Raw genomic sequence first — 12221 nt, forward strand, 5'->3', positions numbered from 1 at the left:
CCGACCACCCTACGGGGCACCACCGACAACGACGCTCACTCGCTCGTCCGTACGACGGCGAGCGGGTTGGGCACCGTGCCGTGGACGGCGGCGTGCGGGCGGTCGGAGCGGTCCCGGTAGCCGTCGAGGTGCAGCCGGTTCCGATTGAGGCAGAGCCGCTCGATACGCGGTGTGAGCAGGTCGAACGTCTCGAAGCGCTCCTTCAGCTCGGGGAACCTGGCCTGGTAGCGCAGGATCTCCGCCCGTACGAGCGACCAGAACACGTCGTCGGGCACGCCCAGTTGGTCCGCGCACAGCGGGGCCAGATAGCGGAACACTCCGATGAAAAGCCCTGAATGGATGAACTGCGGGAGAAAGGCGGGCTCCTCCGTGAGCAGCGTGGCCTTCACGTCGGCGGGCATCGCGTCGTGCTCGGGCAGCGGCCGGGCGCTGAGGTTCACATCGTCGACGAAGTCCTTCATGGCGAGCCGTACGGGCACGTCCCGGTCGTCGAAGACGACGATGGCGTTCTCGCCGTGCGGGGAGAAGACCGTCCCGTAGCGGTAGAGGAAGTGCAGCAGCGCGGGGAGCAGCGCCGAGAAGAGGCGGCGCAGCCACTCCTGAGGGGCGAGCCCGGAGCGCTCCACCAGTTCGGCGGTGAACGCGCGGCCCCGCGGATCCGTATGGATGAGCGAGGCGAGCGTACGGGCGCGTTCGCCTGGGGCCAGCCGGGTCTGGAGGGGCTCGCGCCAGATCGTTCCGAGCAGTTCCTTGTACTGGTAGGGGACTTCGGGGAGGTGGTCGTAGAGGGGATGCTCGACGGTCACGGAGGCGACCTCGCCGAGGAGGATGACCCGGCACTCGTCGCGGAGGAACGGGTCGGCGTCGCGCACGCCGTGCATCCACGCGGTGACGGCGGGTGCGGCGAGGGTGCGCTCGGTGGGCAGTCCGCGCCAGACGAGGGTGTTGAGGATGGACAGCGGCAGCTTGACCGTGTGCCGGTCGGGCCGCCGGACGTTGAGGAACGTACGGATCGACTGCTGCGGCAGCCGGAGGTCGCCGTCGGTGGGGAGCGGGACGATCACTCCCCGGGCTATGGCGGGCGCGTAGAGCTGGATCAGCACCTCGTCCCACTGCCAGGGGTGGACGGGCAGGTAGAGGTAGCCGGCGGGGTCGAGGCCGCGGTCCCGGAGCACGGTGTCGAACCGTGCGCGTACGGCGTCGTCGAGTTCGAGCGCGTAGAGCTGGTCCGGGGTGGCGAGCGAGGCGACACCCCGGTAGGTGGCGAGGGTGGTGCTGACGGCGATCCAGGGCAGCGTGGCCGGGGTGCGGCCCTCGGGCGCCCAGCGGTCCGCGTCGGTGGCGGAGAACCCGACGCGGCCCTTGTTGAGAACGATCCAGGGGTGGCCGGTCTGGTGTCCTTCCAGTTCCGCGTAGTCGAGGCCGGCGAGTTCCGCGGCGCTGAGCGCGGTGTGGTCGAGCTTGGCGTCGGCGGCGAGCGTGGTGGTGAGTTCCCGGACGAGGTGGCCGAGGGTGGTGCCGTCCAGGCCGAGGAGCCGCCGCGCCAGCAGCAGGAAGCGCAGGGGGTCGGTGAAGGGCCGGCCGTCGCACCGTACGGAGCCGGGGTCGACCCGCCAGTGGCCGTACGCGGCGCGCTCCGCGCGGAAGGTGAGCGTCTCGCCGGCGTCGAGTGTCACGGCGTAGCCGCCGGAGCCGGGCCGCGCTGTGGGCTCCGCTGCCGGTTCCGCCATGGGTACCGGCTCGATGATCTCCTCGTACGCGAATTCCCCGAGCGTCTTGGCGAGCAGGCGGCCGGCCACGCGCTCCCACACTGCCGGGTTCAGCTCGGGCGGGGCGAAGAGCGGGGCGGGCCCGGCGGGGGCCTCGGGGACCGGCGCGCCCGGGGTGGCTATGGAGCCGGCGGGGTCGGCGGCGTCGGAGGTGGTGGCGTCGGGAGTAGTGGCATCAGGGGTGGCGGCGTCGGGCGTGGCGGAGGAGGCGGGCGATGCGGAGGATGCAGGGGAGGTCGGCACGAGGACTCCTCGGGAGGGAACCGATGGGGTTCGAGCGGGACATGCGGGACGTACGGGTCGTGCGGGACGTACGGAGCGAGCGGGGTGGTCCGGGGTGGCCGGCCGGGCGGGGCGTACGGGGCCGGAGGGACGGCGGTCCTGTCACAGGAGGTCGCGCAGCGCGCGGTCGCGGACCATGAGCGCGGCGCGTTTGTCCGGCAGTTCGACCTCGGCGGCGAAGCGGAAGCCTGCGCCGAGAAACGCGGAGACGGACGGGGTGTTGCGCAGATCCGGTTCGGCGACGACCCGTCCGCACCGGGGACGGTGGTCGAGGACCAGGTCGGCGACGGCCCGCAGCAGGATGGTGCCGACCCCGCGGCCCCGGTTCACGGCACCGCCGAGCAGCAGGTGGATCCCTGTGTCGTGGGGGCGGGCCGGGTAGTGGCGCGCGAGGGGGTCGAGGTCCGCGCGGTACAGCTCCCAGTAGCTCATGGGGACGCCGTCGAGCACGCCGAGGAAGGGGACGGTCCGTCCGTCGCCGTCGAGTTGGGGCCGCAGATGGGCCTCGGTGACGGCGGCCGGGCCCGCGAGGTCCCAGAAGGCGGCGACTGCCGGATCGTTCATCCACCCGCTGACCAGGGCGAGGTCACGCTCCACCCGGACCGGGACGAGCTGGAGGACCCCGGCGGGGGTGGTGGCGGGGCCCCAGCGTTCCGGGGCGTCGAGCAGATCACCGGTGCGGGCGTCGTCGGACGGTGGGGTCACGGCCATCGGATCGCCCTCTCCGAGCAGTGCGACGAGTTCGTCGGACAGCCTCAGGTCGAGGGTGTCCCCGGTGGCCTCGTCCGTGGGTGAGCCGGGGCCGGTTCCGGTGTCGGTGCTCGCTTCGGTGGAAGGCACAGTGGCGCTCTCCTCTCAGCAGTTCTGACGGTCCTTCATGTTCCTTCAGTCGCGCAGGGGGTTGGTGACGGTGACGTAGACGCTCTGCGTGTCCACCGGGCCGACGAGTTCGTCCAGGCCGTGCAGCCGGGTGAGCAGGTTGGCCTTGCAGCGCAGCGTGGCGCTCTCCAGGAGGAGGCCGGGCAGGGACGAGCCGAGACCCGTCGCGCCCGCCAGGAAGCGCCGGAAGGCCGCGATGAGGACGCGCTCGTCGGCGAGTCCCTGGGCGCCGAACGCGCCGATCAGGCCGAAGACGTTGTTGATGGCGAGGTAGTAGGCGAAGCGTTCGTCGGTGACGGCGTCGGAGACGAAGGTGTCGCTGGCGGATCCGATGCCGGGGAGTCTGCGCTCCAGCGCGGCGCGGTGGGACTCGCGGAAGTAGTAGCCCTGGTTGTCGCGGTAGCGCCCGCCAATGGGCCAGCCCGCCGGGTCGAGGACGACCAGGGTGTTCTGCTGGTGCGCCTCCAGGGCGATCCCGGCCGTACCGTCGAGCCAGAGCACGGGGCGTACGACCTGGTCCAGATAGCGCAGGAACCACTCGGCCGCGACGGCGCCCTCCGGGCGGCCGGTGCGGTCGGCGAGCCCGGTGACGATCGAGGCGAGCCGCGAGTACATTCCGGCGCGGCCCGGGTAGGGGCGCGGCGCGGTGAGTCCCGCGATGCAGACGGCGTCGTCGGACGGCCCGAACGGGTTGTGGCGGAGCATGACGTCGAGTCCGGTGACGGGGTCGCCGTCCGGGCTGTCGACGGCGAGCCAGGCGGGGTCGCGGACGATGTCGAAGCCGGGGTGCGCGGCCCCCCACTCCTTGCCGAGGCCGCTGCGCAGCAGCCGGTGGACCTCGACGCCTCGGTGGAGTTCCTTGCGCAGGTTCTCCCGGCGGGAGTTGGTGATGCGTACGCCCAGGGAGAGCTTGAGCATGGCGGGGGCGCCGGGGCGGTGCACGGTACGGATCGAGGAGGTGGGGTGCCAGGGGTCGCCCTGGGGCCCGAGGTCGTGCAGCAGACCGGCGTCGAGGAGGTCCCGTACGGCCGGGCGGTGGGCCAGGTCCCGTGCCTGCCAGGGGTGCAGGGGCAGCGCCACCGTGTTCTCGGGGAGGGGGTGGCCGCCGAGGAGCCGGGCGGTGAGCGCTTCGGCGGGCAGGACGCGGCCCTGTTCGGTCCAGGCGGAGTCGGTGGCGAGTACGGAGCGGTCGACGGCCATCCAGTGGAGCGGGAAGGAGCCGCGCAACTCCGGGGAGTAGAGGCGCGCTTCGGTCTCGGAGAGGCCTTCGCGGCTCTTGGGCGTGGGGTGCAGGGGGTGCCCGAGGAGCAGGGACTGTTCCGCCGTGAGGAACAGGTCGGCGTCGGCGTCGGCCTCGGGGCGGGCCCGCCGGTCGGCGAGGAACGCGGCGGTGTGGCCGAGGGAGTTGGCGACCCTGCCCACCAGGTCGGCGCCCTGGTAGCGGCCCGACTCACGGCCGAGGAGCGCGGCCACGGTGACGGCCTCGGCGGCAGGGGCGTCCTGTGGGCCGCCTTCCAGGAAGGGCATGCCGAAGCGGTGCCAGCCCGTCGCGGACCAGTGGCGTACGGGGACGAGGAGCGCGGCGCCGCTGGCGTCGAGCGGGATGCGGAGCACCGTGCCGTCGGGGCGGGGCAGTCCGGCCTCGCGGACCCAGCAGCGCAGCAGGTTCTCGGTGGCGGCGGCGTCGGCCGCCTTCTGCGGGTCGGGGTGGTCGAGGTGGTCGGCGCCCGGGACGGCCGGGTCGGCCCCGGCGGGGCCCGGCGTGGCCGCGGGGCCGGTGAGCCGCCCGTCGGGTCCGCCCGCTGCCTGCCGTGGCACCGTGACCGACTCCGCGGTGGTGGCAGGGCCGTCGGCCTCGGGCGCGTCGGGTGAGGGGGTGTGGTTCACGGGGGGGGGCTTCCTTGTGAGGAGTCGGGGTCGGCGGCGTCAGCGGCACAGACCGGCTTCTTTCCGGCGGAGCCCGGCTTCTCCGCCGCGGAGACCGGCGCCCTCGCCGCGGGACACGGCCGCTTCTCGGGGTGCGGGGAGCGTGGCCGCCGCGAGTGCGTCGGCGAAGCGGTCGAGGACCGCGTCGGCCTGCTCGTCGGTGAGCGTGAGCGGCGGGAGCAGCCGCACCACGGACGCCCGGTGTCCGCCGAGTCCGACGATGAGGCCGCGGCGGAGGCACTCCCGCTGGACGGCGGCGGCGAGCGCGGGGGCCGGCGGCGCAGGATCGCCGGCTGCCGGGGCGACGAGTTCCACACCGATCATGAGACCACGTCCGCGTACGGCGCCGACGCGCGGGTGGCGGTCCGTCAACTCCCGCAGCCCGCACAGCATCCGCGCCCCGAGGAGCGCGGCGCGCTCGGCGAGCCGGTTCTCCCGTACGTACGCGAGGGTGGCCGCGCCCGCGGCCATCGCGAGCTGGTTGCCCCGGAAGGGGTCCGCCGGGCCGGCGGGCAGCGGGGCGTCGAGATCCGCGTGGTGGACGATCACGGCGAGCGGGAGGGAGCCGCCGATCGCCTGGGACATCACCATCACGTCGGGGGTGATCCCGCTGTGCTCCACGGCCCAGAAGGCGCCGGTGCGCCCCACACCCGTCCGGGTCTCGTCGGCGATGAGCGGAATGGAGCGGTCCGCCGTGCTCCGGCGCATCTCGCGCAGCCAGGGGTCGGGCGCGGGGATCACCCCGCCCTCGTCCTGGACCGGTTCGAGCATCATCGCGGCGGGGGTGTCCGGGCCGTCCCCGCCGTCGAACAGGCCCGCGGCCCAGGCGTCGTGGTCGGTTCCGCCGAAGGTGAGCACGGTGTCGCGGCCGGTGGCGGTACGGACGAGGGCGAGCGCGCTCCCGACGGCGTCGGCGGCGGTGGGGCCGCAGAACCGGACCCGGGCGCCGGCGGCGAACCCGGCGGGGAGCGTGGCCAACAGTTCGGTGGTGAAGGCGTCCTCGACGGGGGTGGCGAGGTCGGGGACGTGCAGCGGGGCGCCGGAGTCCAGGACCTTCCTGATCGCCTCCAGCACGACCGGATGGTTGTGCCCGAGGGCGAGGGTGCCCGCGCCGGAGAGGCAGTCGAGATAGCGCCGGCCGTCGGCTCCCTCGATCGTCAGCCCCCGGGCGCGCACCGGGACGATGGGCAGGGAGCGCGCGTAGGTGCGGGCCGACTGCTCGCGCGGGGGCCGGCTCCGCAGGATGCCCGCGTGGGCGACGGTCGGTGCCGCCGGTGCTGATTCGGTCACGGTCACAGCGATCGGTCCTCCCCTGGGCGGCGTCGGTCCTCTGTCAGTACGGCGCCGGCTCCCCGAATGTTCGACGGTGAACCGCGGGCCGGGCCCTCTCGTACGTACCAACGACGCGCCGCGCCGGGGATCACGGGCAGCGGGAAGATCATTGCGCCGGGGGGAACCGCCGCCCTGCCGAACGCCGTCCCCAACGGCACCGGCATAGTGGGGGCGCGTCCCGGCTCCGGTCGCCGTCGCCGGGTGCGCCAACTGTTCCTATGTTCCGAACTGCCCAGAAGTCCCAGGGGGATATCGCCATGCGACCCATACGTCCGACACTTGCCGCACTCCGGGGAAGGAGCGCGCGGCGCAGACCCTCCCCCGTCCTGGCCGCCGTGTCGGTCGCCGCGGTCCTCGCGCTGACGGCCACGGGCTGCGGTCCCGACGAGGACCAGGCGGCGGCGAAGGCGAGCGAGTCCGCCGCGGCCGCCTCCGACGGCGCGATCACGATTCCTGACGATCTCAAGGACCGGCTCAAGGAGCACGGGATCGACATGGACAAGTGGCGCGGCGGTGAGTGGAAGAACTGGGACCGCGAGACCTGGCTGCGTGAGGCCAAGGACTTCGTCAACCCGATCATCGAGGGCCTCTGGGACCCGGACCGGATGCGGGACGCGGAGAAGCCGCCGGAGAAGTCCGTGGACGACCAGGACATCTCCGGGGACACGGGCGTCACCGACCCGGAGCCGGCGCCGGTGACCGCGCGGGCCGTGAGCGCGCCGTACGGCGACAACGCCGCGCAGGCGGGCAAGTTGTTCTTCGACGGGCCCGAGGGCTCGATGGTCTGCTCGGCGACGGTGGTCGAGGACCCGGCGAACCCCGGCAAGTCCAACATGGTCTGGACGGCGGGCCACTGCGTGCACTCCGGCAAGAGCGGCGGCTGGTACCGGAACATCGCGTTCGTGCCCTCGTACAACGACAGCGCCCTGTCGGTGGCCGAGTTGGAGACCGCGCCCAAGGAGCGGATCGCCCCGCACGGCGTGTGGTGGGCGGACTGGGCGCAGACCTCCTCCCAGTGGATCGCCGAGGGCGGGCCGACCGGCGGTCAGGGCGCGCCGTACGACTTCGCGGTCATCCATGTCACGCCGGAGAAGGGCGGTGCGGGCACCTCGCTGGAGGAGACGGTCGGTTCGGCGCTGCCGGTGGAGTTCAACGCTCCGGCCACCCCGGAGATCGCGGCCATGACGGCGACCGGCTACCCGGCTGCGCCGCCGTACGACGGCCAGAAGCTCTTCCAGTGCGAGGGCAGGCCGGGCCGGCTGTCGCTGGCGGCGGACGATCCGACGATGTACCGCATCGGCTGCACCATGACCGCCGGTTCGTCGGGCGGCGGCTGGGTCGCGGCGGGCCAGGACGGCAAGCCCGCCCTGGTCTCCAACACCTCCATCGGTCCGGTGACCGCGGGGTGGCTGGCGGGGCCGCGTCTCGGCGACGGGGCCAAGGGCGTCTACGACGGCGTCAGCAAGAAGTTCGCGGGCCGGTGAGCGGGCGGCGGCCCCCACAGGTATGGCACGCTCATGCCAAATTTTCGATCCAGGGGGAACCGCACCATGCGATCCGTACGACCACTGCTGACGGCCGCCTGCGCGGCCGCAGCGCTCGCCCTGACCGCCACCGGCTGCGGCGGCGGCGACAGTGACAGCTCCGGCGACGGCAAGGCCGCCGGGGCCTCCGCCGCCTCGTCCGCCTCGTCCACCCCGGAGTCCGGCGGCGGAGCGGACGGCCCCGCGGTCCCCGCTGACCTGGCCGACGCGCTGAAGAAGCACGGCGTCGACCCGGAGAAGTGGAAGGACGGCGGGTGGAAGGACTGGGACAGGAAGAAGTGGCTCAGTGAGGCCAAGGACTTCGTCAATCCGGTGATCGACGGGCTGTGGAAGCCCGAACGGATGCGGAGCGCGAAGTCACCGGTGAAGACGCTCGCCGCGCAGGACGTCTCCGGCGACCAGGACGTCACCGACCCGGAGCCGAGCCCGGTGCGGGCGGTGGCGGAGAAGACGCCGTACCACGAGAACGCGGCGCCGGTCGGGAAGGTCTTCTTCGACTCGCCCGAGGGCTCGATGGTCTGCTCGGCGACCGTGGTGAAGGACCCCGCGAACCCTGGCAGGTCCAACCTCGTGTGGACCGCGGGCCACTGCGTGCACGCGGGCGGGACGGGCGGCTGGTACCGCAACATCGCCTTCGTCCCCGCCTACAACGACCTGGGCAAGTCCGCGGCGGCGCTCGACACCGCGCAGCCGGGGGAGATCGCCCCGTACGGCGTCTACTGGGCGGACTGGATCTCCACCTCCGGTGAGTGGATCAGTGGCGGCGGTCCGACCGGCGGCGCGGGCGCGGCGTACGACTACGCCGTGATGCACGTCGAGCCGGAGAAGGGCGGCAGGTCGCTGGAGGAGACCGTGGGCACCGCCCTGGACGTGGACTTCGACCTCCCCGAGGTCGCGAACATCAGCGGCATGGGCGCCTGGGGTTACCCGGCCGCCGCCCCGTACGACGGGCTGCGGATGCACAAGTGCGTCGACAAGCCGGGCCGGCTCTCCGTCAGCCCCGGTACGCCGACGATGTGGCGGATCGGCTGCACCATGACCGGGGGCTCCTCGGGCGGCGGATGGTTCGCCACGCAGCCCGGCGGCAAGCTCGTGCTGGTCTCCAACACCTCGATCGGCCCGGTCACCTCGGGATGGCTGGCCGGGCCCCGGCTGGGCCCGGGCGCCGAGCGGATCTACACCGCGATGAGCGACAAGTTCGGCGCCCGCTGACGGTCCCTGACGGGCCCTGAGGGTTCCTGACCGGCACGGGGCCCGTACGGCGCCGAGCGGAACGACGGAGGCCCGTCTCCCTCACCCACTGGTGAGGGAGACGGGCCTCCGGCCGTCAGAGACGTCAGCCGGCCACCGGCACGTACGGTGCGAGCGCCGCGGCCAGCTCCTCGTGGACCCGCGCCTTGAGCAGCGTGCCCTCCGGGGTGTGCTCCTCGGAGAGCACCTCGCCCTCGGCGTGCACCCGCGAGACCAGCGCGCCCGCCGTGTACGGCAGCAGCACCTCGACCTCGACCTCGGGCCGGGGCAGCTCCGCGTCGATCAGCGCGAGCAGCTCCGCGACGCCCTCGCCCGTACGCGCGGAGACCGCGATCGCGTCACGCTCCGTGCGCAGCAGCCGCTGGAGGACCAGCGGGTCGGCCGCGTCCGCCTTGTTGATCACGACGATCTCGCGCACATCCACCGCGCCGACCTCGCGGATCACCTCGCGCACGGCGGCGAGCTGCTCCTCCGGCACCGGGTGCGAGCCGTCCACCACGTGCAGGATCAGGTCGGAGTCGCCGACCTCCTCCATCGTGGAGCGGAACGCCTCGACCAGGTGGTGGGGCAGATGGCGGACAAAGCCGACCGTGTCGGCCAGGGTGTAGAGCCGGCCGCTCGGGGTCTCGGCCCGCCGGACGGTCGGGTCCAGGGTGGCGAACAGCGCGTTCTCCACCAGGACACCGGCGCCGGTGAGCCGGTTGAGCAGGGACGACTTGCCCGCGTTGGTGTATCCGGCGATGGCCACCGACGGCACCTTGTTGCGTCGGCGCTCCTGCCGCTTGATCTCGCGGCCGGTCTTCATCTCCGCGATCTCCCGGCGCATCTTCGCCATCTTCTCGCGGATCCGCCGACGGTCCGTCTCGATCTTGGTCTCACCGGGACCGCGGGTGGCCATGCCGCCACCGCCGCCGCCACCCATCTGCCGGGAGAGCGACTGGCCCCAGCCGCGTAGCCTCGGCAGCATGTACTGCATCTGGGCGAGCGCCACCTGCGCCTTGCCCTCACGGGACTTGGCGTGCTGGGCGAAGATGTCCAGGATCAGCGCCGTACGGTCGACGACCTTGACCTTGACGACGTCTTCGAGGTGGATGAGCTGGCCGGGGCTGAGCTCTCCGTCGCAGACGACGGTGTCGGCGCCGCTCTCCTCCACGATGTCCCGCAGCTCCTGGGCCTTGCCGGAGCCGATGTACGTCGCGGAATCGGGCTTGTCGCGGCGCTGGAACACCCCGTCGAGCACGAGCGCGCCCGCGGTCTCGGCGAGGGCGGCGAGCTCCGCGAGGGAGTTCTCCGCGTCCTGCAGCGTGCCCGAGGTCCAGACACCGACCAGGACGACGCGCTCCAGGCGCAGCTGCCGGTACTCGACCTCGGTGACGTCTTCGAGCTCCGTGGAGAGACCCGCCACGCGCCGCAGCGCGGCCCGCTCCGAGCGGTCGAACTGATCGCCGTCCCGCTCTCCGTCGATCTCGTGGCTCCAGGCGACGTCCTCTTCCATCAGGGCATCGGCCCGAAGGCTTTCCGTGCGGGAGTCCGCGAAGTTCTGCGTGTCCTGGGAAGGGGAGGAAGAGGAGGTCATTGGATCCTTACGTCGAAAGGAAATTCCGCTACATCAGTCACAACGCGTGACGGCCCGGATTGATTCCCGGCCGCGTCGCCGACTCGTCGATGGTGGCACGCTTCAGCCCCGCCGTCACTCCGGTTTCCCCGCTCTTCCCACTCTTCCCGGCCTTCCCGGCCTTGGGCGGGTCGCTGCGCCAGTCGGGGTGGCCCGGCATCGGCGGGGTCGTCCGGCCGTACAGCCACGGCCTGAGGAAGCCGGCCAGGTCACGCCCCGCGACCTCGGACGCCAGCGCGGTGAAGTCGGCCGTGGTCGCCGTGGCGTCCCGGTGGATCCGCACCCAGTCGCGTTCCAGCCGGGCGAAGGCGTCCTTCCCGATCTCCTGGCGCAGCGCGTACAGGACGAGGGCGCTGCCGTCGTAGACGACCGGTCGGAAGAGGCTGATCTGATTCCCCGGTGTCGGCGGCTTCGGGGCGGCCGGCGGGCCACCGTCCGCCCGCCAGCCGTCGGACCGCCGGTAGGCGTCCCGCATCCGGGTCTCCAGTGCCTTGCCCGCGTGCTCCTGCGCGTACCGGGCCTCGTACCAGGTGGCGTGTCCCTCGTTGAGCCAGAGGTCCGACCAGGTACGAGGGGCGACGCTGTCGCCGAACCACTGGTGGGCCAGTTCGTGGACCATGACCGAGTCGACGTACCACTCGGGATAGACGGAACCGGTGAACAGGGAGCGCTCGAAGAGCGAGAGGGTCTGTGTCTCCAGTTCGAATCCGGTGTCGGCGCCGGCGATCAGCAGGCCGTACGTCTCGAAGGGGTACGTCCCTACCTGCTCCTCCATCCAGCGGATCTGGTCCGGGGTCTTCTTGAGCCAGGGCTCCAGCACGTCGCGGTCTGCGGCCGGCACCACGTCGCGTACGGGGAGGTCGCCGGGGCCCTGGCGGCGCACGACGGCCGAGTCGCCGATGGAGACCTGCGCCAGCTCGGTCGCCATGGGGTGCCGGGTGCGGTAGACGAAGGTGGTGCGCGCGCCGGCCATGGCCCTGGCCACGGGAAGGCCGTTGGCGACCGCGGTCAGCCGGCCGGGCACCGTGATCCGGAAGGTGAAGTACGCCTTGTCGGCGGGATGGTCGTTGCCGGGGAAGACCCGGTGGGCGGCGTCGGCCTGGTTGGCCATCGCCAGCCCGTCGGTGGTCCGCACCCAGCCGCCGGCCTCTCCGCCGGGGTCACTGGTGTGGCGGACGGTGATCCTCGTCCGCTCGCCCGCCTCCACCTCCTCGGCGGGGGTGATCACCAGGTCCTCCCCGGCCGTCGCGAACCGCGCCGGGGCGCCGTCGACCTCGACCGAACGGACCGTGCCGTGGGTGAAGTCGAGGTTGATCCGGTCCAGGCGCTGGGTGGCGGTCGCGTCGATCTTGGTGACGGCGTCGAGGGGCTTGGTGTTGTCGCCCCGGTAGGTGAAGGCGATGTCGTAGGCGAGGACGTCGTAGCCGGGGTTGCCCAGGTACGGGAAGAGCGGGTCCCCGATGCCGAGCGGCTGGGGCGGGGGCAGGGTCGCGGCGAGAAGGGTGACCGAGGCGGCCGCCAGCAGGACGGCACGCAGTCGGCGGGAGCGGGAGGTGGAGCACGTTGACAGCACGGACCACGGCTATCAGCGGCCGCCCGGCGCACGGCGGCGGCGCGCGCCGC

General features: G+C 72.8%; 8 protein-coding genes. 2 read left to right on the plus strand and 6 right to left on the minus strand.

Features of this window, described 5'->3' with window-relative positions:
* Positions 1-35: 35 nt before the first annotated feature.
* From ACFTZC_RS25785 to ACFTZC_RS25800, 4 genes are all read right to left on the minus strand, one after another.
* Positions 36-1892 carry an IucA/IucC family protein gene (locus tag ACFTZC_RS25785; protein ID WP_382893651.1) on the minus strand — a complete coding sequence of 619 codons (1857 nt, stop codon included), beginning with the start codon at positions 1890-1892 and terminating at the stop codon, positions 36-38.
* Positions 1893-2153: 261 nt separating this feature from the next.
* Positions 2154-2891 (minus strand): GNAT family N-acetyltransferase, encoded by a 738-nt coding sequence (locus ACFTZC_RS25790; RefSeq protein ID WP_382893568.1) that lies wholly within the window; start codon positions 2889-2891, stop codon positions 2154-2156.
* Between the two features lie 45 nt (positions 2892-2936).
* Complete coding sequence (locus tag ACFTZC_RS25795; protein WP_382893570.1) at positions 2937-4817, minus strand: IucA/IucC family protein; 1881 nt, start codon at positions 4815-4817, stop codon at positions 2937-2939.
* 39 nt (positions 4818-4856) lie between these two features.
* Complete coding sequence (locus ACFTZC_RS25800) at positions 4857-6152, minus strand: aminotransferase class III-fold pyridoxal phosphate-dependent enzyme (RefSeq protein ID WP_382893572.1); 1296 nt, start codon at positions 6150-6152, stop codon at positions 4857-4859.
* A 293-nt stretch (positions 6153-6445) separates the two neighbouring features.
* On the opposite strand from ACFTZC_RS25800, the gene ACFTZC_RS25805 reads away from it, so the two are divergent.
* Positions 6446-7672 (plus strand): trypsin-like serine peptidase, encoded by a 1227-nt coding sequence (locus tag ACFTZC_RS25805; RefSeq protein ID WP_382893574.1) that lies wholly within the window; start codon positions 6446-6448, stop codon positions 7670-7672.
* Positions 7673-7738: 66 nt separating this feature from the next.
* Positions 7739-8944 carry a trypsin-like serine peptidase gene (locus ACFTZC_RS25810; RefSeq protein ID WP_382893576.1) on the plus strand — a complete coding sequence of 402 codons (1206 nt, stop codon included), beginning with the start codon at positions 7739-7741 and terminating at the stop codon, positions 8942-8944.
* Between the two features lie 124 nt (positions 8945-9068).
* On the opposite strand, the gene hflX is transcribed toward ACFTZC_RS25810, so the two are convergent.
* Both hflX and ACFTZC_RS25820 read right to left on the minus strand, forming a co-directional pair.
* A complete protein-coding gene (gene hflX, locus ACFTZC_RS25815; RefSeq protein WP_365817757.1) occupies positions 9069-10559 on the minus strand; it encodes a GTPase HflX in 1491 nt (496 codons plus the stop codon).
* Positions 10560-10596: 37 nt separating this feature from the next.
* Entirely contained in the window at positions 10597-12171 is a 1575-nt protein-coding gene (locus tag ACFTZC_RS25820; protein WP_382893579.1) for a M1 family metallopeptidase, read from the minus strand.
* Positions 12172-12221: the final 50 nt, after the last annotated feature.

It is taken from the genome of Streptomyces sp. NPDC056987, from assembly GCF_042673865.1.
In the GTDB taxonomy this organism is placed as follows: domain Bacteria; phylum Actinomycetota; class Actinomycetes; order Streptomycetales; family Streptomycetaceae; genus Streptomyces.